This is a genomic window from Allobosea sp. TND4EK4 (assembly GCF_900156025.1).
In the GTDB taxonomy this organism is placed as follows: domain Bacteria; phylum Pseudomonadota; class Alphaproteobacteria; order Rhizobiales; family Beijerinckiaceae; genus Allobosea.
Genome location: NZ_FTMO01000011.1, coordinates 26,220 through 47,604, shown reverse-complemented (window position 1 = coordinate 47,604; position 21,385 = coordinate 26,220). Strand labels below are relative to the sequence as shown.

Genomic DNA, 21,385 nt, shown 5'->3' with positions numbered 1-21,385 from the left:
AGCCCATCATGGCAAAGGCCCGCAAGGTCATCATCTCCTGCGCCGTCACCGGCGCGATCCATACCCCCTCGATGTCGCCCTACCTGCCGGTGACGCCGGAGGAGATCGCCGACGCTGCGATCGGCGCGGCAGAAGCCGGCGCCGCGATCGTCCACCTCCATGCCCGCGATCCGCAGACCGGCGCCCCGGACCAGACGCCGGAGGCCTTTGCCCGCTTCCTGCCGATCATCCGCCAGCGCAGCGACTGCGTGGTCAACATCACCACCGGCGGCGCCCCGACCATGACGATCGAGGAGCGGGTGAGACCCGCCGCGACCTTCAAGCCGGAGCTGGCCTCGCTCAATCTCGGCTCGATGAACTTTGGCCTATTCGGCATGCTCGACCGCTTCAAGGACCTGAAGCATGAATGGGAGCGGACCTATCTCGCCAACAAGGAGATCATCTTCCGGAACACCTTCGGCCAGATCGAGCACATCCTGACCACCTGCGCCGGCAGCGGGACGCGCTTCGAATTCGAGTGCTACGACACCGCCCATCTCTACAACCTGAAATACTTCCTCGACCGCGGGCTGGTGCAGGGGCCCCTGTTCATCCAGACCGTGTTCGGGCTGCAAGGCGGAATCGGGAACCATCCCGACGACGTCGCGCATATGAAGCGCACGGCCGACCGGCTCTTCGGCGACCAATATCGCTGGTCCGTGCTGGGCGCCGGCCGCAACCAGATGAACATCGCGGCCATCGCAGCCGCCCAGGGCGGCCATGTCCGCGTCGGGCTGGAGGACAGCCTGTGGCTCGGACCCGGCCGCCTCGCCGAGACCAATGCGGATCAGGTGCGCCGCGTGCGGCTGATCCTGGAAGGGCTGGGGCTGGAGATCGCCACGCCCGACGAGGCCCGCGAGATGCTGGAGCTCAAGGGCGGCGACAAGGTCGCGTTCTGAAACCACCCACAGGGAGACGGATATGCGCATCGAGGTGCTGGTCGACGTCAAGACGACGCTCGGCGAAGGCCCGCTCTGGGACGCGGAGCAGGAGCGGCTCTACTGGATCGATTCCTTCGACGGCCGGGTGTTCCGCTCGACCGTCGACGGGCGCGAGGTGCGCGCCTGGGACGTGCCGCAGAAGATCGGCTCGATGGCGCTGCGCAAGGACGGGCAAGGCGCCATCGTCTCGCTGCAGCGCGGATTCCATGCGCTGGACTTCAAGAGCGGCGAGGTCACGCCCATTCATGATCCGGAGCCCGACCAGCCGAGCAATCGCCTGAACGACGGCAAGGTCGACAAGCGCGGGCGATTCGTCGCCGGATCGATGGACACGCAGGAGGAAGGCGCCAACGGCGCCCTCTACAGCCTGTCGACCGATTTCAAGGTGACAAAGCTCGACACCGGCATCGTCTGCTCCAACGGCCCATGCTGGAGCCCGGACGGCAGTACCTTCTATTTCCAGGACACCTGGTCCGGCGAGATCTGGGCCTATGACTACGATATCGAGACCGGGGCGGCGACCAACCGCCGGGTCTTCGCCAAGGTCGATACGTCGAAGGGCGGCGCGGCAGACGGCTCGACCGTCGATGCCGAAGGCTTCCTCTGGAATGCGCTGGTCTATGACGGGCGACTGGTGCGCTACGCGCCGGACGGCAGCGTCGATCGTATCATCGACATGCCGGTCAAGAAGGTGACGAGCGTGATGTTCGGCGGACCGAACCTCGATATCCTCTTCGTCACCTCGATGGCGAAGCCGCCCTTGCCACGCTTCCCCGGCGACGGCGTGCTGCGGGGCAGCCTGTTCGCGATCCGCGATCTCGGCATCAGGGGCCTGCCGGAGATGCGCTTCGGCGCCTGAGGGACCAACTCCCGCGGCCGGCCCGTTCCGGCCGCGGAGACGCCCGCAAAAACGCGCCGGCTCGTTGTTCCAGATCAAAGCGGCGGCCGCGAACTTCGGTATCGCTCGGGAGATCACTCCCGAAGCGGCACCTCATGCATCCGGCTCCTTATCGCGACGAGCGGCTCCCCCGCTACACCAGCTACCCCACGGCGCCACATTTCGGCGCGTCCGTCGGCGCGAACGACTACGCCGCCTGGCTAGGCGAGCTGCCGCCGGACCTTGATACCTCGCTCTATGTGCATATGCCGTTCTGCCGGTCGATGTGCTGGTATTGCGGGTGCCACACCACGGTCGCGCTGCGTGACGGGCCGATCGAGGCCTATCTGAAGGCGCTGCATGCCGAGATCGATCTTGTCGCGGCAAACGTGCCCGCATCCCTGCCTGTCAGGCACCTGCATTTCGGCGGCGGCACGCCGACGATCATCGAGCCGGCCGACTTCGCCGCGCTGATGGCGCACCTTCGCGGCCGCTTCGCCATCGCGCGAGACGCCGAGATCGCGGTCGAGATCGATCCGCGCCGGCTGGCGACGGCGATGATCGCGGCGCTTGCCGAAGGCGGCGTCAACCGCGCGAGCCTCGGCGTCCAGAGCTTCGATCCTGCGGTGCAGAAGGCGATCAACCGCATCCAGAGCCTCGACCAGACCGGCGCCGTAGTCGAGGGACTGCGCTCGGCCGGCATCGCCTCGATCAGCTTCGACCTGATCTACGGCCTGCCGCTTCAGACGGAGGCGTCCTGCATCGAGACGGTGGAGCAGTGCCTCGGGCTGGCGCCGGACAGGATCTCCGTCTTCGGCTACGCCCATGTCCCGGCCTTCAAGAAGCACCAGCGCCGGATCCGTGACGAGGAGTTGCCGGGCGGCGCGGCCCGGCAGGAGCAGGCGGAAGCGATCGCGGAGCGGCTCGTCGCGGCCGGCTACCGGCGCATCGGCCTCGACCATTTCGCCCGGCCCGGCGACGCGATGGCACAGGCCCAGGCCGAGAACCGCCTGCACCGCAACTTCCAGGGCTATACGACGGATGCCTGCCAGACCCTGATCGGGCTCGGCGCCTCCGCGATCGGGCGGCTGCCGCAGGGCTATGTCCAGAACGACACCGTCATCGGCCGCTACAGCGAATTCCTGGCGGCCGGCGCCCTGCCGACGGCGAAGGGATACCGGCTGAGCGCGGAGGACAAGCTGCGCGCCGAAGTGATCGAGCGGCTGATGTGCGACATGGAGGTCGATATCGACGCCATCTGCGCCCGCCATGGCGTGGCCGCCGGAACGCTGTCATCCGCCTTCGGCCGATTGCAGCCTCTCGCGGAGGAAGGGCTGATCACCCTGAGCGGCGCCTCGGTGCGGATGCACGACGAAAGCCGGCTCATGGCGCGCAAGGTGGCCTCTGCCTTCGACGCCTATCTCGACCAAACCGCACGCCGCTTCAGCCCGGCCGTCTGAGTCACCGGGAGCCGCATCCATGCCGCCTTTCGAATCACTCCCGCCGACACCCAAACCGACGCTGCCCTCGACCCCAGGTGCGGCGGCCCGGCCCTGTGGCCATTGCACCTGGCTGGATGCCAGCAGCCGCGGCCTGCGCCACGAAGCGGCAAGCATTCCGGCCGGTCAGATCATCTTCCGGGAGGGCGAGCCCTGCGGGCGCCTCGCGCTTGTCCACAGCGGCATGGTGCGCCTGTTCCAGACGCTCTCCGGAGGCCGGCGGCAGATCGTCAGCTTCGCCGTTCCCGGCGACGTCCTGAACCTCTCCGCCTCGCCGAACGAGCTTTCGGCTGAGGCCGTGGACGCGGTCACGCTCTGCCTTCTGGACCGGAGCGATGTCGAGCGCCTGGTGGCGAAGGATGCGGATTTCGGCCGCCGCCTGCTGGAGCGGGCCAGCGCTGATCTGTCGCGGCTGCGCCGGCAGCTCAGCTGGATCGGCCGGCAGACCGCCGAGGAGCGCATCTCCAGCTTCCTCCTCGACCTGCACCGCCGCGCCGAACCGCTGAAGGACGGCGTGCCGATGCTCGCCTTGCCGATGAGCCGGCAGGATATTGCGGACCATCTCGGACTCGCCATCGAAACCGTCAGCCGCATCCTCGGGCGCCTGGCGGCCGAAGGCTCGCTCGCGATCGTCCCCGGCGGCGTCATCCTGCTGGATATCGAGCGGCTCGGCGCCGCCGTCATCCCCGTGCAACCGGGCAAGGCGCCGCGCTATCGCTCCTGGAAGCGGCCAGCTTGATCTGCATCAAGGCCGCGAAATCGGCCCGCGCCTAATCCGAATGCGACCAATTCGTATTCGAGGCAATCGGGGCAAGAGCATGGCAGCGACAGGATATCCGGTCAGGAGGCTGACGGCCGGGGAACTACTGGGCATCGGCCTTTCCATGATCGCAGCCATCGGGCTGCTGCTGATCGCCAGTCTCACCGATAGCGGCGCTTACGCCTTCCACGCGGTGGTGGGCATCCTTGCCGCGCTGGGGACGGTGCTGTTCATCGGCAATCGCAGCTTCGACGGGCGCACCCTGCCCGTGCCGCAGGAGATCGACGGCAAGCCGAACTACAACATGGCGCCGGTCAAGTTCGCGACCGTGGCGGCGATGTTCTGGGGCATCGCCGGCTTCACCGTCGGCCTGATCATCGCCCTGCAGCTCGCCTTCCCGGCGCTGAATTTCGACCTGCCCTGGATCAGCTTCGGGCGGATGCGCCCGCTGCACACCTCGGCGGTGATCTTCGCCTTCGGCGGCAACGTCCTGCTCGGTACGTCCTTCTACGTCGTGCAGCGCACGTCGCGGGCCCGGCTGGCAGGCGACCTGTCGCCCTGGTTCGTGATCCTCGGCTACAACCTCTTCATCGTGATCGCGGGCACCGGCTACCTGCTGGGCATCACCCAGGGCAAGGAATACGCCGAGCCGGAATGGTACGCCGATCTCTGGCTGACCGTCGTCTGGGTGGTCTACCTGCTCGTCTTCGTGGCGACCCTGGCCAAGCGCAAGGAACCCCACATCTATGTGGCGAACTGGTTCTATCTCGGCTTCATCCTGACCATCGCGGTCCTGCATCTCGGCAACAACCTGACCATCCCGGCCTCGTTGCTCTCGCCGAAGTCCTACATCGTCTGGTCGGGCGTGCAGGATGCGATGTTCCAGTGGTGGTACGGCCACAACGCGGTCGGCTTCTTCCTGACCGCCGGCTTCCTCGCCATCATGTACTACTTCGTGCCGAAGCGCGCGAACCGGCCGATCTACAGCTACCGGCTTTCGATCATCCACTTCTGGGCGCTGATCTTCCTCTACATCTGGGCCGGGCCGCACCACCTGCACTATACCGCCCTGCCCGACTGGGCGCAGACGCTCGGCATGACCTTTTCGATCATGCTCTGGATGCCCTCCTGGGGCGGCATGATCAACGGAATCATGACCCTCTCGGGGGCCTGGGACAAGCTGCGGACCGACCCCGTGCTGCGGATGATGGTCGTCTCGCTGGCCTTCTACGGCATGTCGACCTTCGAAGGCCCGCTGATGTCGATCAAGGCGGTGAACGGGCTCTCGCACTACACCGACTGGACCGTGGGCCACGTCCACTCCGGCGCGCTGGGCTGGGTCGCCTATGTCTCCTTCGGCGCCATCTATTGCCTGGTTCCGTGGCTCTGGAACCGCCGCGAGCTGTATTCCCTCAAGCTCGTCAACTGGCACTTCTGGATCTCGACGCTCGGCATCGTCCTCTACATCTCGGCGATGTGGGTCGCCGGCATCATGCAGGGCCTGATGTGGCGCGCCTACACCTCGCTCGGCTTCCTCGAATACTCCTTCATCGAGACTGTCGCGGCGATGCATCCCTACTACGTCATCCGCGCGCTCGGCGGGGCGCTGTTCCTGGTCGGCGCGCTGATCATGGCCTTCAACCTCTGGATGACCGTCCGCACCGGAGCCGCCGAGGCCTCCGAGCAGGATTCCGCCCTCCAGCCCCAGCTTGCGGCTGCGTAAGGACCCAGACCCATGTCCACCACTGCTACTTCCACCGGCGGCCGGCGTTCGCTCTGGTCCAAGCACAAGATCTTCGAGACCAACTCGATCATCCTGATCATCGGCGTGCTGCTGGTGATCTCGGTCGGCGGCCTGGTCGAGATCGCTCCGCTGTTCTACCTGAAGAACACCATCGAGAAGGTGGAGGGCATGCGCCCCTACACCCCGCTCGAGCTGGCAGGCCGCGCCATCTATGTCCGCGAGGGCTGCTACAACTGCCACAGCCAGATGATCCGGCCGCTTCGCGACGAGGTCGAGCGCTACGGCCACTACTCGCTGGCCGCCGAGAGCATGTACGACAAGCCCTTCCAGTGGGGCTCCAAGCGCATCGGGCCCGACATCGCGCGCGTCGGCGGCAAGTACTCCGACGAGTGGCACCGCCTGCACATGACCGATCCGCGGCTGATCGTGCCGCAGTCGATCATGCCGGGCTACCCGTTCCTGTTCCGCAACGAGCTGGATACCCGCGAGATCGCAGCGGAGATGAAGGCCAACCGCCTCGGCGGCGTGCCCTACAGCGACGAGATGATCACCGCGGCGATGGTCGACCTCAAGGCGCAGGCGACTCCCGACCATCCGGGACAGGACGACCTCGCCAAGCGCTATCCGAAATCGCAGGCCCGCGACTATGACGGCGACCCCGCCCGTATCACCGAGGCCGACGCTCTGATCGCCTATCTGCAGGTGCTCGGGACGCTCGTCGACTTCAAGCTCTACGACGACAAGGCGAACATCCGCTGAGCGAGGCTGCCATGGAAACGACCTATCACGTACTGGCGCGCTTCGCGCAATCGGCCGGCCTGCTCTACTTCGTCGGCATCTTCCTGGGCGTCTGCGCCTACGCCTTCTGGCCGAAGAACCGCAGCCGCTTCGAGAAGGCTGCCCTCCAGCCTCTGCAGGAGGATTGAGAGATGACAACGCAAGACCACACCCACGCCTCCCACGGCCCCGAGATCGACGCCCATACCGGCATCGCCACGACCGGCCATGAATGGGACGGCATCCGCGAGCTCAACACGCCGCTGCCGCGCTGGTGGCTCGGCATCTTCTACGCGACCATCGTCTGGTCGATCGGCTACTGGGTCGTCTATCCGGCCTGGCCGCTGATCACCGGCGCCACCAAGGGCGTGATCGGCTATGCCAGCCGCATCGAGATCGAAAAGGACATGCAGGATCTGAAGACGCTCCGGGCGAGCCAGGCCGCCGGCCTCGGCGAAGCCTCGCTCGAACAGATCAAGGCCGATCCCAACCTGTTCCGCATCGCGATGGCCCAGGGCAAGGCCGCCTTCGGCGACAATTGCGTCGCCTGCCATGGCGTCGGCGGCGCCGGCAGCAAGGGCTTCCCGAACCTCAACGACGACGACTGGCTCTGGGGCGGCTCGCTGGAGTCGATCCAGCAGACCCTCCAGCACGGCGTCCGCGCGACCACCGACGCCGATACGCGGGTCAGCATGATGCCGGCCTTCGGCAAGGACGGCACGCTGAAGCGGGACGAGATCAACGCAGTCGCGAACCATGTGCGCGAACTCGCCGGCCTGCCGACCGAGCCGAAGGCGGACCTCGCCAAGGGGCGCAAGCTCTTCGCCGACAATTGCGCCGCCTGCCATGGCGAGGCCGGCAAGGGCAATCAGGAGCTCGGCGCGCCGAACCTGACCGACGCCATCACGCTCTACGGCATGGATGTGGCTTCGATCACCGAGACGATCACCAACGGCCGTGGCGGCGTGATGCCGGCCTGGGGCCCGCGGCTCGATCCGACCACGATCAAGTCCCTGACGGTCTACGTGCACTCGCTCGGCGGAGGCCAGTAAGATGTCTGTTGGCGAGACGGAGGACCTGCCGCTCTTCGCGGCCTCGAAGAAGGTCTATCCCCAGAGCGTATCGGGCCCGTTCCGGCGCCTCAAATGGGCGCTGCTGGTCCTCTGCCTCGCCGTCTACTACCTGCTGCCGTTCCTGCGCTGGGACCGCGGGCCCAACCTGCCCAACCAGGCGGTGCTGCTCGACATCGCCAACAACCGCTTCTACTTCTTCTTCATCGAGATCTGGCCGCAGGAGGTCTACTACTTCACCGGCCTGCTGGTCATGGCGGCCTTCATCCTGTTCCTGATGAACGCCGTCGCCGGCCGCATCTGGTGCGGATATCTCTGCCCGCAGACGGTCTGGACCGACCTCTACCTCGCCGTGGAGCGCTTCTTCGAGGGCGACCGACGCGAGCGTATGCTGCGCGACAGCATGGCCTGGAGCCTCGACACGCTCTGGCGGAAGGCGGCCAAGCATATCACCTGGGTCATGATCGCCTGGTGGACCGGCGGCGCCTGGGTGCTCTATTTCGCCGATGCGCCGACGCTGGTGCGCGAACTCGCCACCTTCACCGCGCCGATGATGGCCTATGTCTGGATCGCCATCCTGACCTTCACGACCTATGCGCTCGCGGGCCATATGCGCGAGCAGGTCTGCAAGTTCATGTGCCCCTGGCCGCGCATCCAGGCCGCGCTGACCGACGACGAGGCGCTGAACGTCACCTATCGCTACGATCGCGGCGATCCGCGCGTCTCCGTCAAGCACGCCGCGCGGCTGCGCAGCGAGGGCAAGCCGGCGGGCGACTGCATCGACTGCCACCAATGCGTCGTGGTCTGCCCGATGGGGATCGACATCCGCGACGGCTCCCAGCTCGACTGCATCCAGTGCGGCCTGTGCATCGACGCCTGCGACAACGTGATGGACAAGGTCGGCCGGGAGCCGAAGCTGATCGCCTTCGACACCGAGGCCAATGTCGAGCGCCGGAAGGCGGGGCTGGCCCCGGTCTATCGGCCGGTGCGGCTGCGCACGCTGATCTATCTCGGGCTGATCGTCCTGGTCGGCGGCGCCATGCTCTGGCAGCTGGCGACGCGGGCGACGGCGGGCATCTCGGTGCTGCACGAGCGCGCGCCGCTCTTCGTCAGGCTCCAGGACGGCTCGATGCGCAACGCCTACACCATGCGCCTGCTCAACAAGCGGCCGGAGACGCGGCCCTTCGCGCTCTCGGTCTCCGGTCCGTCCGGCGTCACGATCGAGGCGGTCGGAGTCTCGGCCACCGCCGATCTCAGGCCCATCGTGGCCGTCGGCCCCGATTCCTCGCGTGAAATCCGGGTGCTCGTCACGGTGCCGCACGACACGCCGCTCGAGCAGAGCCAGACCATCACCTTCACGGCGTCGGATCTCTTCGCGGGCGAGGTCGTCCGGACGCAGGATCATTTCATCGCCCCCTGAATCGAGGACACCATGTCCTGTTGCGGAGTCGTCATCATGCCGCTCGACCTGCCCGCCGCCCCGCCGCTGCCGCGCCGACCCTTCGAGGTTACGGGGCGGCTGGTGCTCGGCAGCCTCGTCGGGTTCTTCCTCGTCGTCGCGGGCGTCAACGCGACGATGATGACCTTCGCGATCCGGACCATGCCGGGTCTCGACGTGAAGAGCGCCTATGAGAGCAGCCAGCGCTTCAACAGCGAGTTCGACCGCATGCGGACGCAGGACCAGCGCGGCTGGCAGGCGGAAGGCACGGCGCGCCGGCAGGGCGAGGGCGCCGTGATCAGCCTGCGGCTGCGCGACCGGCTCGGCGCGCCGATCACGGGGCTGGCGGTCGAGGCCGCGCTCGACCATCCCGCCACCCATGCGCTCGACCGCCAGGCGACGCTGCGCGAAACCGCGCCGGGCACCTACACCGCTTCTCTGGACGCGGTCCATGCCGGCCGCTGGCACCTTGCGATCACCGCCACCCGCGCCGGCGAAACGGTCTTCGTCTCGCAGAACCGGATCGTGCTGAAGGACTGACCATGGCCTCCACACAGGATTTGTCTGTCTTCGTCCGGCACGGCGCGAACGGTACCGCCGGCATGGAGCTGGCCGTCGACGGAATCCGCTGCGCCGGCTGCATGCACGCGATCGAGGACGGGCTGTCGCGCGAGGCGGGGCTTTTGACCGCGCGGGTCAACCTCGCTCTGAAGCGCGTCACGGTGGAGTGGCGCGAGGGCGCGCTGCGGCCGGAGGCGGTCGTCGAGCGCCTCGCCGCGCTCGGCTTCAAGGCCTATCCCTTCCTGCCCGGCGGCCAGGAGGACGCCGACAGCCGCGAGGAACGCCGCCTGCTGCGCTGCCTCGGCGTCGCCGGCTTCGCGGCGATGAACATCATGTTGCTGTCGGTCTCGGTCTGGTCCGGCAATGCCAGCGACCTCGAACCCTCGACCCGCGACCTGTTCCACTGGCTATCGGCGCTGATCGCCCTGCCCACCGCCGCCTATGCCGGGCGACCCTTCTTCGAGAGCGCAATGCGCGCCCTCCGGGCGGGCGGCGTCAACATGGACGTGCCGATCACGCTCGGCGTCGTGCTGGCGCTCGGCATGTCGGTGGTCGAGACCTGGCATCACGGCCAACACGCCTATTTCGACGGCGCGGTGATGCTGCTCTTCTTCCTGCTGATCGGGCGCTATCTCGACCAGCTGATGCGGCGGCGCACCCGCGACCTCGCCGGCAACCTTGCGGCCCTGAAGGCCGAAGCGGCGACGCGGCTCGACGCCGACGGCAACGCCGTCTCGCTGCCGATCGCCGCGATCGCGCCGGGCGACCTCGTCCTCGTCGCGCCGGGCGAACGCGTCGGTGTCGACGGGATCGTCGAACAGGGGCGCTCGGAACTCGACCAGAGCCTCGTCACCGGCGAGACCGCCGCATTCCCGGTCGCTGCTGGCGCCAGGGTCTATGCCGGAACGCTGAACCTCACCGGCGCGCTGCGCATCCGTGTCGAGACGGTCGGCGCCGGGACCCTGCTCGACGAGATCGACCGGTTGATGGGCCAGGCGGTGGAAAGCCGCTCCCGCTATGTCCGGCTCTCCGACAAGGCGGCCCGCCTCTACGCGCCGCTCGTCCATGCGACGGCGCTCGCGACCTTCCTCGGCTGGATCGCCTTCGGCCTCGCCTGGCAACAGGCGCTGGTGATCGCGATCACCGTGCTGATCATCACCTGCCCCTGCGCGCTCGGGCTCGCGATCCCGGCCGTGCAGGTCGTCGCCGCCTCCGCCCTCTTCCAGCGGCGGGTGATGCTGAAGCAGGGCGATGCGCTGGAGCGCCTCGCAGAGGTCGATACGGTGGTCTTCGACAAGACCGGGACGCTGACGCTTCCCGAAGCCGAAATCCTCAATGCCGAGGCGGTGCCCGGGAACCACCGGGCGGCGATCGGGGCGCTGGCGGCCGCGAGCCGCCACCCGCTGGCGCAGGCGCTCGCCAAGGCGCTGAACGCCCACGCCCCGGCGGCCGATACGCGAGAATATGCCGGCCAGGGACTGTCCGCCGCGATCGACGGCGCCGATTGCCACCTCGGCAGCATCGCCTTCTGCGATGCGCAGGCGCAGGCCGAGGCCGCCCGGGCAGAGCACCCTGACGCCTCCTTCATTGCCTGGCGCTGCGGAGACGAGCGCGTCGTCATCGCCATCGGCCAGAAGCTGCGCCCCGACGCCGCGGAGACAGTCGCGATCCTGAAGCAACGCGGCCTCGATGTCCTGATCCTGTCCGGTGACAGGGCCGAGGCGGTCGCGCCGGTCGCGGAGGCCCTCGGCATCGCGCAGGTTCGGGCCGGGCTGCTGCCGGGGGAGAAGCTCGCCGCGCTCGACCGGCTCGCAGCGGAAGGCCGCAAGGTGCTGATGGTGGGAGACGGGCTCAACGATGCGCCCGCGCTCGCCGGTGCGCATGTCTCGATGTCGCCGATCAGCGCAACCCATCTCGCCCAGGCCGCCGCCGATGTCGTCTTCCTCGGCGACGGACTTCTGCCAGTGGCGCAAAGCATCGCCATCGGCTGCCGGGCTCGCAAGCTGATGATGCAGAACCTGTGGTTCGCCGTACTCTACAACGCGATCGCGGTGCCGATCGCGGTGGCGGGCCTCGTCACGCCGCTGATCGCGGCGGCCGCCATGTCCGGGAGCTCGCTGGTCGTCACGCTGAACGCGCTGCGCGGCCGGCTGAACCCGTCAAAGGAGGCCTGAGGATGAACATCATCGCCATCCTGCTGCCGCTGGCGCTGGCGCTCGGCCTCGCCGGTCTCGGCGCCTTCTTCTGGTGCATGCGAACCGGTCAGTTCGCCGATCTGGAGGGCGCGGGCTGGCGTGTGCTGCGCGACGACGACCTCGCCGCTCGGGACGAAGAGGCACGCGGGCGAGAGGCCGAATCCCGCAGCCCGTGACGCGCTCGTCGAAGGCTCTTCGGAACCCCGGCGGCACAGAGTGCTTTAATTCCTCGCACGCGCTGATCATCATGCGCGTTGGCAGCGGGGGTGAAGGTGCGGCAACGGGTCCCTGAATGAGCGCCAGCGACGAGCATGCGCGTATCGACGCAGAAATCGATCGCGTCGAAAAATCATCGGATCCTTTCGCCGCAGCCGTCCGCGCCACGCGGATGCCGATGCTGATCACGAATCCGAACAAGCCGGACAATCCGATCGTTTTCGCAAACGAGGCCTTCCTGCGGCTGACGGGGTATTCTCGCGCCGAAGTCCTCGGCCGTAATTGCCGCTTCCTGCAGGGTCCCGAAACCGACCCGGCCGATATTGCCCGGCTGCGCGACGCGATCCGCCGGCGGGCCCAGATCGAGATGGAGATCATCAACCATCGCAAGGACGGCTCCAAGTTCTGGAACCGCGTGCTGATCTCTCCGGTCTTCGACAAAGACGGGCGGCTGACCTATTTCTTCGCCTCGCAGCTCGACGTGACGCTGGAGCGCGACCGCCTGGTGCGGCTTGAGAAGGATCGTGACGCGCTGGACGTCGCGCTCGATCGACGCACGACCGATCTGCGCCTCTCGGAAGAACGCATGCGCTTCATCCTGACGGGTGCGCGGCTCGGCTCCTGGACATTGACCTTTCCAGATCTGCTCCTGACCTGTTCGGACATCTCACGGCGCCATTTCGGCCTGCTGCCGAACGAGCCGTTCAGCTACGACGACATGAAGGCGGCCGTGGTCGAGAGCGATCGTCTCCGGCTGGAAGCCGCGATCGCGGACGGTCGCGACGAGGCCACCGAGCTCGAGCTGGAATTCCGGACCCGGACACCGGCCGGCGAAACGCGCTGGCTGATGGCGCGGGCAAGGCCGCATGTCGATGCCGACGACGTCGTCACCGGCATGTCGGGCATCATGATCGACCTGACCGACTCCAAGCGCAACGAGGAACAACGGCATATCCTGACCGCCGAGCTCAAGCACCGGGTGAAGAACGCGATGGCGACGGTGCAGTCCATCGTGACCCAATCGCTGCGGAATGCCGTTTCGATCGGCGAGGCGCGCGACGTGATCAGCGCGCGGCTGCAATCGCTCTCGGCCGCGCACGACCTGCTGACACGCGAAAACTGGAACAGCGCCACGATCCCCGAGATCGTGACGGCGGCGACCGCGCCCTTCGATATCCCCAAGGGCGCGCGCTTCTCGATCCACGGCCTGGACCTCAGGATGCCGCCGAGGGCCACGCTGGCGCTCGTGCTCGCTTTCCACGAACTGGCGACCAACGCTGTGAGATATGGCGCTCTCTCGGTTCCGAGCGGGCATGTTGTCGTGGATTGGGATGTGGTGAAGCATGCCTCGGACGACATGCTCGAGTTGCGGTGGCATGAATTCGGCGGTCCGCCCGTTGCGGGGCCTCCGGCCCGCAGGCGTTTCGGCACGCGGCTGATCGAAGCCGTGCTGGCGGCCGAACTCAACGGCAAGGCCGCGATCGACTTCCGGCCGAGCGGCCTCGTCTTCAAGATCGTCGCGCCGGTGCCAGACCAGGACAAGATCGCCGCCACCGCCGAGGACGAGGAGATTTTCCGGCGGCACCTGGCCAGCGAGTGAGGCTGGAGCCGCCGCTCAGGCGGCGCTGCTCGCTGCGGGCACGACCGCGAAAGGCGGCACGTCGATCAGATATTCGATATGCCGCCGGCCCGAGACGCCCGGCCGGATGGCGACCGCCACGCCGAAGACCGACCGGATCGTCTCTTCGGTGAGAACCTCTTCCGGCGCGCCCGCGGCCAGCAGCCGCCCCTCCTGCATCAGCGCGATCTCGTCGCAGAACAGCGCCGCGAGATTGAGATCGTGCAGCGCCACGATGCAGGTGATGCCGAGCTTGCGGATCAGCGTCAGGATGGCGAGCTGGTGCTGGATGTCGAGATGGTTGGTCGGCTCGTCGAGAATGAGTTCGCTCGGCTCCTGAGCGAGAGCACGGGCGATATGGACGCGCTGGCGCTCGCCGCCCGACAAGGTGTGCCAGAGCTGATCGTGCCGGTGCTGCAGACCGACCCGCGCCAGCGCCTGATCGACGGCCGCCTCGTCGGCCTCGCTCCAGGAGGCGAGCGCGGCGCGATGCGGCGTGCGGCCGAGACGGACGACGTCGCAGACCGAAAGCTGCACCTCCGTCGTCGCCTGCTGCTCGACGAAGGCGAGCCGACGCGCCAGCTCCCTGCGCGGAACCGCGGCGATGTCGCGCCCGTCCAGCGTCACCACGCCGCCGGCGACATTACGAAGCCGGCAAAGCAGACGCAGCAGGCTGGATTTTCCCGAACCGTTCGGGCCGATTAGGCCCAGGATCCGACCCGGCGCCGCGTTCAGCGTGACGCCGTCGACGATCATCCGTCCGGCCACGCCCCAACGCAGATCGCGTGCCGCCAATGTCATGACGACCTCCTCATGCTGGCCGGTTTCACGCAGGCCCGTTTCATGCCGGCCTCCTGGCACGATAGAGGATCACTGCGAAGGCGGGGGCGCCGAACAGCGCCGTCACCACGCCGATCGGCAGGATCTGCTGCGGCACCAGCACGCGCGAGAGGATGTCGGCCCCGATCATGAACAGCGCTCCGCCGACGAGGCAGGCCGGCAGCAGCCGGGCATGGCTCGCGCCGACGAGGAAGCGAGCGGCATGGGGAATGACGAGGCCGACGAAGCCCACCGTCCCGACGATCGAGACCATCACCGCCGTCATCAGCGCCGTCGCGACGAACAGCACGACGCGCACCCGGGTCACCGCGACACCCAGCGCGGCAGCGGAGTCGGCGCCGAAGGCGAAGGCATCGAGCGCCTTGGCGTGCAGCATGCAGATGCCGAAGCCGATGAAGGCGATCGGCGTGGCGATCCACAGGTCGCCCCAGCGCACACCGCCGAAATTGCCGAGCAGCCAGAACATCACCCCCCTCGCCTGCTCGGCGCTGGCCAGCGTGGTGACGATGGTCGCCGTCGCCGCGTTGAAGAGTTGCGAGGTCGCGACGCCCGACAGGATGACGCGGTCGCTCGCACCACCGGCACCGGAGGCCAGAAGCGCGACCACAGCCAGCGCCGCGCAGGAGCCGATGAAGGCGCCCGCCGACAGGCCGAGCGTCAGACCGCCGACTCCGAGGATGAGAACCGCGACCGCGCCGGTCGAGGCCCCGGCCGAGATGCCGAGGATGTAGGGCTCGGCCAGCGGATTGCGCAGCAGCGCCTGCAGGATGGCGCCCGAGATCGCGAGCGAGCCGCCGCAGAGCGCCGCCATCAGCGCCCGGCTGAGGCGATAGTCGAAGATCACCCCCTGCTGGATCGGGCTGACCGGCAGGCCGAGGTCGAACAGCCCGTTGCCCAGGGCCTTCAGAGCGGTGTCGAGCGGGATGCGCATCTCGCCGATCGTCACCGCCAGCGCGATGGCGAACGCGAGCGCGATCAGCGAGAGGAAACCGGCGCCGATGCGCGCCGGCCAGTTCGGCCCATGGGCAGCGTGGCTCAAGGAGCGGCGCTCAGTTGACCGGTCGGAAGCCGGCGAGCGAGCGCGCCAGCGTCTCGATGCCGTCGACCGTGTCGATCCCGGCCCGCGTCGCGCCGACATCCATCACGACGATGCGACCGTTCTTCACCGCATCGAGCTTGCTCGCCACCGGGTCCGTCCTCAGGAATTCGAGCTTCTTCTCGATGTCGTCGGCCGGGAAACGGCGGCGATCCATCTTCACGGCGACGATGACCGCCGGGTTGGCGGCGGCGATGCTCTCCCAGCCGACCAGCGGCCACTCCTCATTGGTGGTGATGACGTTCCGGGCACCGAGCTTGGAGAGGATGTAGGCCGGGACACCGTTCCTGCCGGCCATGAAGGCATCGCCCTTGAGGTCCTTGCTGGAGAACCAGACCGCGACCGAGAGATCCTTCGCCTTGAGGTTGGCGACAGCCTCGACCGCCTTCTCCTCGCGGGCCTTCAACTCGGCGACAAGCTTCTCGGCCCGATCCGAAACGTCGAAGATCTGCCCGAATTCGCGGATGTTCTGGTAGACGAGGTCCATCGTGAACATCTTGGTGCGGACGCCGTCGCCGCCGCCGCTGTTGTCCTTGCCGACGCAGTCGGTCGGGGAGACATAGGTCGGCACCTTGACCTTGGCGAACTGCTCGCGCTTACCGACGATGCCGTTGGGACCGATGTGCCATTCGAACATCGCCGTCACCAGTTCCGGCTCCTGGGCCAGCACGGCCTCGAAACTCGGATCGTTGTCCGCCAGGCGCTTCACCTTGGCGTTGACGGCCTCATAAGGCTTGGCGACCGGCGAAAACCAGACCGCCGTGCCGACGACGCGGTCGCCGAGGCCGAGCGCGTAAAGAATCTCGGTCTGGGTCTGGCCGATCGAGACCACACGCTTGGGCGGCGCGGAGAAGGTGACCGTCTCGCGGCAGTTTTCCAGCGTCAGCGGATACCGCGTCGGCTCGGCGGAAGCGGGGCCCGCGAAAGCGAGGCCGAAGACGGCTGCAAGCGCCAGAAGGGGCGTGCGGGACGGAACGCGCATGGCTCGATCTCGATATGTGATAATATTACATTTTCGATAGACCGGGTCATCGCCCAGCGTCAAGCCGCGGCCCGCCGATCGGCACAGGGCCGCCATCTGCTGAATGATCGATATGGACATGGAATTCATCGCTCCCCGAGATGAAGGCGGGAGCAGGCGGACGTGAGCGCAACCGAGGCCATCTCGCAGCCTCGGTCACGACACATCCATCGGAGCACCCCGCCCGAAAGACGTCGACTTCGACCGGGGCAGGTCTCCTGGCTCGCGGGTCTGGGCCTGTTCCGTCCGGCCTTCCCGGCGCCTGACGGCACCAGTGGACGATGGACGAAGGGCTCGCCGCTCACAGTTGCGGGGGCAGCTTCGGCTTCGGCATGGAAGGCCTCACCGAATTCCCTCTTAGCTTCGGGCGGAACCCGAAGAACCTCGATCGGGCGTCAGCATAGAGGGCGGCAGGGGCTCGTCAATGGCCGATCGGCGCCGGCACGGTGATCGGGCGCGCGAGCCGCGCCTGCGCGGTCAGGCGGATGCCGGCGTTCGGAGCGCCATAGCCGGCATAGCCGTTGCGCTGGACGATCTCGAAGAACAGGCCGCCATCGAGCGTCTGGGTGTAGGCCTGATGGAAGCTGCCACCCGCATCGCTGTCATAGAGGATGTTCAGCGCCTTCAGCGCGTCGATCTCCTCGGGCGGCAGGTCGGAGCGCGCCTCGAGGTCATCGTAGTAATTCTCCGGAATCGGCAGCATCGCAACGCCGTTGGCGGCGAGCTTGCGCACTGTCGCGACGATGTCGTCGGTCGTCAGTGCGATGTGCTGCACGCCGGAGCCGAAGAAGTCGGTGACGAAGCGGGCGGAGAGGGTGCGGTGGCTCTGCGAGCCGTTGAGAATGAGCCGCAGCCCATGGCCGCCACTGCCGTCGAGCCCGCTCTCGATCACCTGGCTCTGGACCACGCCACCGGGATCGAGCACGGCCTGGCTCGGCGCCTTCCTGGTGTCGAAGAGCGAGGAATAGAACAGAAGCCAGGTCAGCATCTCTTCGTACTGCATCGTCTGCGAGACGTGATCGACGCCGATGAGGCCCGCATCCTCGCCATGCTCGCCGGTCGCCTCGAAATCGACCTCCGACCAGCGCCCCAGCGCCGAGCTTCCGTCGATGAAATAGATCAGGCTGCCGCCGAGGCCGCGTACGGCGGGAATGTCGAGCTCACCCGGGCCGACCGCCCCGGCATGGGGCACGTCGAGCAGCGCCTTGGCACGGGCAGTCGCGGCCTGTGCATCCCGCACGCGCAGTGCCAGCGCGCAGACCGAGGTGCCGTGGGTGATCTGGTAGCTGTGGGCGAAGCCATCATCCTCGCTGTTGAGCACGATGCGGATGTCGCCCTGGCGCCAGAGCGCGACCTCCTTGGAGCGGTGCGTCCCGGTCCTGGCGAAGCCGAGCGCGCGCAGCAGCGTCTCGAAGCCCGGCCGCTCGACCTCCGCGACCGCGAACTCGATGAACTCGACCGCCTCGACCGGGGCCGGAGGCGGCATCGAAACCGCCCCTGGAACGGGCCTGCCGACCTGACGCGCCGTCTCGTCGAGCAGCCAGATCAGCGAGCGGTGGCCGTCCAGCGCGACGGAGCGTGCCGAGCCGGCGCGGAAACGGTCGTTGAAGATTTCCAGCGAAAGCACGCCCTCATAGCCGGTAGCGGCGAGCACGCGCATGAAGGAGGCGAGGTCGAGATCGCCCTGCCCCGGCAGGCAGCGCCAATGCCGGCTCCAGGAGAGGTAGTCCATCTGGAGAAGCGGCGCGTCGGCCATCTGCACCATGGCGATCCTGTCGCGCGGGATCGTGCCGATGGCCGAGACGTCGAGCTTGCGCGAGAGGATGTGGAAGGAATCGAGCACGATGCCGACTTCCGCGCGATTGGCGCGGCGCACCACCTCCCAGGCATCGCGATAGTCGAAGACGTGCCGGCCCCAGGCCAGCGCCTCGTAGCCGACCTTGAGGCCGCGCTTGCCCGCGCGCTCGCCGAGCTCGGCGAAATCCCCCGCCAGCCGGTCGATGCCGGAGAGCGCCTCCGGCGAGGTGTTGGAGCAGACGAAGAGAAGGTCGGTGCCGAGTTCCTGAAGAAGGTCGAACTTGCGCTCGGCCCGGTCGAAGACGCGCTGGCGGCGCCCCTCCGGCATGCCCTCGAAATCGCGGAAAGGCTGGCAGGTGACGATGGCGAGCCCGAGATCGGCGCAGATTCGCCTGACCTCGGCCGGTGAGCCGGGAAAGGCGATCAGGTCGTTCTCGAAGATCTCCACGGCCTTGAAGCCGGCGGCCGCGATGGCCTCCAGCTTCTCCTGCAGGGTGCCCGAGACGCAGACGGTCGCGATGGAGGGGATCATGGGGCGTGCCCTTTCAGCCTAGCTTCGCGATGCTTCTCAGATCTTCGGCGGTGGTGGACGGAAGGCCGAAGAATTCGAGATAGGCGGGAATCTGCTCGAACAGCATGTCGGTGCCGACCTGAATCTGGCAGCCGCGTGCGCCGGCCGCGGCCAGGAAGGCGGTGACCTCCTGCTTCATCACCACCTCACCGACGAAGGCGGAGGGGTCGAGCCGTGCCACCTCGAGCGGCAGCGGATCGCCCGCCTTCATGCCGAGCGGCGTGGCGTTGACAACGATGTCGAAGCCGGCCGGGTCGTTGGACCCGGTCAAGACGTGCAGCTGCGGATAATGCTCGCGCAGACGCCCCGCCAGGGCCTCGGCCGAGGCGGCGTGGGTGTCGTAGACGGCGAGCGTCGCAGCCTCGGCGCGCGCCAGCGAGGCGGCAATCGCCGAGCCGACGCCGCCGGCTCCGACCACGAGCGCCGCACGACCGGCGACTTGGCGGCCCTTGCGCAGCACGCCGCGCACGAAGCCCTCACCGTCGAACATATCGCCGACGAGCCGGCCTTCTTCATCGAGCCGCACGGCGTTGCAGGCGCCCGCGATCGCGGCGGTCGGCGAGAGGATATCGACCAGTTCCGCCGTCGTGACCTTGTGCGGCATCGTCACCAGCGCGCCCAGCGCATTGGTGAGCCGGAAGACCAGCCTGAGGAAATCCGGATAGTCCTCCGCCTTGCAGCCCATCGGGACGACGACGGCGTCGATGCCGTCGCGCTCGAAATAGGGGTTGTAGATCATCGGCGCCTTGAAGCTCTCGGTCGGATAGCCGAGATGCGCGATCAGGCGGGTGGTTCCGGTGATCATGCGGCGCTCGCAGCCGGGATCGCAGGGGCGACCGCTTCCCCGGTGCGGATGGCGCGCTTGACCGCGTCGATCACCGCCAGCGTCGCCAGCCCTTCGCGGCCGGAGGAGATCGGCGCCGCGCCGTTGCGGATGACGTCGCAGAAGTGGCGGATCTGCACCTTCAGCGGATCGTCCGGCACGAAAGGCACGCGCTCGCGCTGCAAGGGCTCCCACCAGCCGCGTGTCTCGCGGTTCGACCAGACTTCCAGTTGCGGGATCGACAGCGCGCCATGGGTGCCGCCGATCTGGTAGCAGCCCTGGTCCTGCTGCGGATAGGCCGGATTTTCTCCTGTGGTCAGCTCCCAGCTCCAGGGCGCGACGATCGAATCCGACACCGTGACCGTGCCGAGCGCGCCGCTTTCAAAGCGCAGCAGGATCGCAGCCGTCTCCTCGACCGCGTGACCGCGAACCGCATTGGAGCTGAGCGCCTGCACCGAGACGATCTCGCCGCAGAGATAGCGGAAGAGATCGACGTCGTGGATCAGGTTGAGCAGGATCGGCCCCGCACCCTCCTCCCGGCGCCAGGGGACGTCGAAATACGTGTCGGGCTTCATCAGCCAGAAATGGCCATGCAGCGCGAGGATGCGGCCGAGCCGGCCGCTCTCGACGATCTCCTTGGCCCTGGCGATCATCGGGTTGTAGCGCCGGTGATGGCCCGTCAGCAGCGGCACGCCGGCCTTCTCGGCCGTGGCGACGAGGCGTGCGGCGCCGGCGAGATCGTCGGCCAGCGGTTTCTCGATGATCGCGGGCAGGCCGGCGGCGACCGCCTCCAGACCGCCTGAGACATGGAGCTGGTTCGGCGTCGCGATGACCACGCCCTCTGGCCTGCCGGCCGCCAGCATCTCGGCGAAGCTCGCGAACCAGGGCGCGCCCAGGCGCTGCGCCTCCTCGCGGCCGGCCGGCGACGGATCGACGATGGCGGTCAGCGTCGTGCCGGGCTCGTTCGCGACGTGCTCGGCATGGCGCCGGCCGATCAGCCCGGCACCGATGACGGCGAGACGAACCGGATGACCGGCGCCCGTCACTTCGCCGCCTCGTCGAGCAGCTTGGCGATCCGGCGCAGGCCGAGCTGATAGCCCTGCGTGCCGAAGCCGGCGATGACGCCGTCCGAGCGCAGCGAGACATAGGAATGGTGGCGGAAGGCCTCGCGCTTGTGGACCTGCGAGATGTGGCATTCGATCACCGGCCCCTCGAAGGTGTTGAGCGCGTCGAGCAGCGCGACCGAGGTGTGGGTGAAGGCTGCAGGATTGATCACGATGCCCGCCCCGTCCTCGCGCGCCTCATGGATCCAGTCGATCAGCTCGTATTCGCGGTTGGACTGGCGGAAGCGCAGCGCCAGGCCCAGCTCCTCGGCAAGAGCCCGGCAGTCGCGCTCGACATCGGCCAGGGTCTCGTGGCCGTAGATGTGCGGCTGGCGCTTGCCGAGCAGGTTGAGATTCGGCCCGTTGAGGACATAGACGAGGCGGGACATGGCTGCGGCT

20 protein-coding genes and 1 riboswitch are annotated in these 21,385 nt (G+C 67.7%); of the genes, 13 read left to right on the top strand and 7 right to left on the bottom strand.

From position 1 onward, the window contains the following. Positions 1-8 precede the first annotated feature (8 nt). From BW981_RS16265 to BW981_RS16205, 13 genes are all read left to right on the top strand, one after another. Positions 9-938, top strand: a complete 930-nt coding sequence (locus BW981_RS16265) for a 3,5-dioxohexanoate:acetyl-CoA acetone transferase (protein WP_076441100.1) — start codon at positions 9-11, stop codon at positions 936-938. 22 nt (positions 939-960) lie between these two features. Then, positions 961-1,839, top strand: a complete 879-nt coding sequence (locus tag BW981_RS16260) for an SMP-30/gluconolactonase/LRE family protein (RefSeq protein ID WP_076441098.1) — start codon at positions 961-963, stop codon at positions 1,837-1,839. A gap of 134 nt (positions 1,840-1,973) precedes the next feature. Beyond that, positions 1,974-3,317, top strand: a complete 1,344-nt coding sequence (gene hemN / locus BW981_RS16255) for an oxygen-independent coproporphyrinogen III oxidase (protein ID WP_076441096.1) — start codon at positions 1,974-1,976, stop codon at positions 3,315-3,317. A gap of 19 nt (positions 3,318-3,336) precedes the next feature. Further along, complete coding sequence (locus BW981_RS16250; protein WP_076441094.1) at positions 3,337-4,095, top strand: Crp/Fnr family transcriptional regulator; 759 nt, start codon at positions 3,337-3,339, stop codon at positions 4,093-4,095. A 145-nt stretch (positions 4,096-4,240) separates the two neighbouring features. Next, positions 4,241-5,839, top strand: coding sequence for a cytochrome-c oxidase, cbb3-type subunit I (gene ccoN / locus BW981_RS16245; protein ID WP_139333808.1), 1,599 nt, complete (start codon positions 4,241-4,243; stop codon positions 5,837-5,839). A gap of 12 nt (positions 5,840-5,851) precedes the next feature. Next, the gene (ccoO, locus tag BW981_RS16240; RefSeq protein ID WP_076441090.1) at positions 5,852-6,619 is read left to right on the top strand and encodes a cytochrome-c oxidase, cbb3-type subunit II; all 768 of its coding nucleotides are present in this window, start codon (positions 5,852-5,854) and stop codon (positions 6,617-6,619) included. Between the two features lie 11 nt (positions 6,620-6,630). Beyond that, the gene (locus BW981_RS16235) at positions 6,631-6,786 is read left to right on the top strand and encodes a cbb3-type cytochrome c oxidase subunit 3 (protein ID WP_076441088.1); all 156 of its coding nucleotides are present in this window, start codon (positions 6,631-6,633) and stop codon (positions 6,784-6,786) included. Positions 6,787-6,789: 3 nt separating this feature from the next. Next, positions 6,790-7,689, top strand: a complete 900-nt coding sequence (gene ccoP, locus BW981_RS16230; RefSeq protein WP_076441086.1) for a cytochrome-c oxidase, cbb3-type subunit III — start codon at positions 6,790-6,792, stop codon at positions 7,687-7,689. Between the two features lies 1 nt (position 7,690). Beyond that, positions 7,691-9,127 carry a cytochrome c oxidase accessory protein CcoG gene (gene ccoG / locus BW981_RS16225; protein WP_076441084.1) on the top strand — a complete coding sequence of 479 codons (1,437 nt, stop codon included), beginning with the start codon at positions 7,691-7,693 and terminating at the stop codon, positions 9,125-9,127. A gap of 36 nt (positions 9,128-9,163) precedes the next feature. After that, on the top strand, positions 9,164-9,685 hold the full coding sequence (locus tag BW981_RS16220; RefSeq protein WP_076441082.1) for a FixH family protein: 522 nt from the start codon (positions 9,164-9,166) through the stop codon (positions 9,683-9,685). Positions 9,686-9,687: 2 nt separating this feature from the next. Next, entirely contained in the window at positions 9,688-11,880 is a 2,193-nt protein-coding gene (locus BW981_RS16215) for a heavy metal translocating P-type ATPase (protein WP_076441080.1), read from the top strand. A gap of 2 nt (positions 11,881-11,882) precedes the next feature. Then, positions 11,883-12,077, top strand: a complete 195-nt coding sequence (gene ccoS, locus BW981_RS16210; RefSeq protein ID WP_076441079.1) for a cbb3-type cytochrome oxidase assembly protein CcoS — start codon at positions 11,883-11,885, stop codon at positions 12,075-12,077. A 116-nt stretch (positions 12,078-12,193) separates the two neighbouring features. Continuing rightward, positions 12,194-13,717, top strand: a complete 1,524-nt coding sequence (locus BW981_RS16205) for a PAS domain-containing protein (protein WP_076441078.1) — start codon at positions 12,194-12,196, stop codon at positions 13,715-13,717. 15 nt (positions 13,718-13,732) lie between these two features. Here BW981_RS16205 and BW981_RS16200 read toward each other — a convergent pair whose 3' ends face one another. From BW981_RS16200 to aroQ, 7 genes are all read right to left on the bottom strand, one after another. Then, a complete protein-coding gene (locus tag BW981_RS16200; protein WP_076441184.1) occupies positions 13,733-14,536 on the bottom strand; it encodes an ABC transporter ATP-binding protein in 804 nt (267 codons plus the stop codon). A gap of 40 nt (positions 14,537-14,576) precedes the next feature. Continuing rightward, the gene (locus tag BW981_RS16195; protein WP_076441076.1) at positions 14,577-15,614 is read right to left on the bottom strand and encodes a FecCD family ABC transporter permease; all 1,038 of its coding nucleotides are present in this window, start codon (positions 15,612-15,614) and stop codon (positions 14,577-14,579) included. A gap of 10 nt (positions 15,615-15,624) precedes the next feature. Continuing rightward, positions 15,625-16,653, bottom strand: coding sequence for an ABC transporter substrate-binding protein (locus tag BW981_RS16190; RefSeq protein WP_076441074.1), 1,029 nt, complete (start codon positions 16,651-16,653; stop codon positions 15,625-15,627). A 229-nt stretch (positions 16,654-16,882) separates the two neighbouring features. Then, a riboswitch (cobalamin riboswitch) is annotated at positions 16,883-17,094 on the bottom strand. 19 nt (positions 17,095-17,113) lie between these two features. Continuing rightward, positions 17,114-19,021 (bottom strand): bifunctional sugar phosphate isomerase/epimerase/4-hydroxyphenylpyruvate dioxygenase family protein, encoded by a 1,908-nt coding sequence (locus BW981_RS16185; protein WP_076441072.1) that lies wholly within the window; start codon positions 19,019-19,021, stop codon positions 17,114-17,116. 13 nt (positions 19,022-19,034) lie between these two features. Next, a complete protein-coding gene (locus tag BW981_RS16180; protein WP_076441070.1) occupies positions 19,035-19,865 on the bottom strand; it encodes a shikimate dehydrogenase family protein in 831 nt (276 codons plus the stop codon). Then, positions 19,862-20,929 carry a Gfo/Idh/MocA family protein gene (locus BW981_RS16175; RefSeq protein ID WP_076441068.1) on the bottom strand — a complete coding sequence of 356 codons (1,068 nt, stop codon included), beginning with the start codon at positions 20,927-20,929 and terminating at the stop codon, positions 19,862-19,864. The genes BW981_RS16180 and BW981_RS16175 overlap by 4 nt, the downstream gene beginning before the upstream one ends. Beyond that, positions 20,926-21,375 carry a type II 3-dehydroquinate dehydratase gene (aroQ, locus tag BW981_RS16170; RefSeq protein ID WP_076441066.1) on the bottom strand — a complete coding sequence of 150 codons (450 nt, stop codon included), beginning with the start codon at positions 21,373-21,375 and terminating at the stop codon, positions 20,926-20,928. Before aroQ ends, BW981_RS16175 begins: the two co-directional genes overlap by 4 nt. Positions 21,376-21,385 lie beyond the last annotated feature (10 nt).

Bases quoted from the DNA above. Each gene is read 5' to 3' on its own strand.
- BW981_RS16265 (WP_076441100.1), top strand. From the start codon at position 9: ATGGCAAAGGCCCGCAAGGTCATCATCTCCTGCGCCGTCACCGGCGCG.
- BW981_RS16260 (WP_076441098.1), top strand. From the start codon at position 961: ATGCGCATCGAGGTGCTGGTCGACGTCAAGACGACGCTCGGCGAAGGC.
- hemN (WP_076441096.1), top strand. From the start codon at position 1,974: ATGCATCCGGCTCCTTATCGCGACGAGCGGCTCCCCCGCTACACCAGC.
- BW981_RS16250 (WP_076441094.1), top strand. From the start codon at position 3,337: ATGCCGCCTTTCGAATCACTCCCGCCGACACCCAAACCGACGCTGCCC.
- ccoN (WP_139333808.1), top strand. From the start codon at position 4,241: ATGATCGCAGCCATCGGGCTGCTGCTGATCGCCAGTCTCACCGATAGC.
- ccoO (WP_076441090.1), top strand. From the start codon at position 5,852: ATGTCCACCACTGCTACTTCCACCGGCGGCCGGCGTTCGCTCTGGTCC.
- BW981_RS16235 (WP_076441088.1), top strand. From the start codon at position 6,631: ATGGAAACGACCTATCACGTACTGGCGCGCTTCGCGCAATCGGCCGGC.
- ccoP (WP_076441086.1), top strand. From the start codon at position 6,790: ATGACAACGCAAGACCACACCCACGCCTCCCACGGCCCCGAGATCGAC.
- ccoG (WP_076441084.1), top strand. From the start codon at position 7,691: ATGTCTGTTGGCGAGACGGAGGACCTGCCGCTCTTCGCGGCCTCGAAG.
- BW981_RS16220 (WP_076441082.1), top strand. From the start codon at position 9,164: ATGCCGCTCGACCTGCCCGCCGCCCCGCCGCTGCCGCGCCGACCCTTC.
- BW981_RS16215 (WP_076441080.1), top strand. From the start codon at position 9,688: ATGGCCTCCACACAGGATTTGTCTGTCTTCGTCCGGCACGGCGCGAAC.
- ccoS (WP_076441079.1), top strand. From the start codon at position 11,883: ATGAACATCATCGCCATCCTGCTGCCGCTGGCGCTGGCGCTCGGCCTC.
- BW981_RS16205 (WP_076441078.1), top strand. From the start codon at position 12,194: ATGAGCGCCAGCGACGAGCATGCGCGTATCGACGCAGAAATCGATCGC.
- BW981_RS16200 (WP_076441184.1), bottom strand. From the start codon at position 14,536: ATGACATTGGCGGCACGCGATCTGCGTTGGGGCGTGGCCGGACGGATG.
- BW981_RS16190 (WP_076441074.1), bottom strand. From the start codon at position 16,653: ATGCGCGTTCCGTCCCGCACGCCCCTTCTGGCGCTTGCAGCCGTCTTC.
- BW981_RS16185 (WP_076441072.1), bottom strand. From the start codon at position 19,021: ATGATCCCCTCCATCGCGACCGTCTGCGTCTCGGGCACCCTGCAGGAG.
- BW981_RS16180 (WP_076441070.1), bottom strand. From the start codon at position 19,865: ATGATCACCGGAACCACCCGCCTGATCGCGCATCTCGGCTATCCGACC.
- aroQ (WP_076441066.1), bottom strand. From the start codon at position 21,375: ATGTCCCGCCTCGTCTATGTCCTCAACGGGCCGAATCTCAACCTGCTC.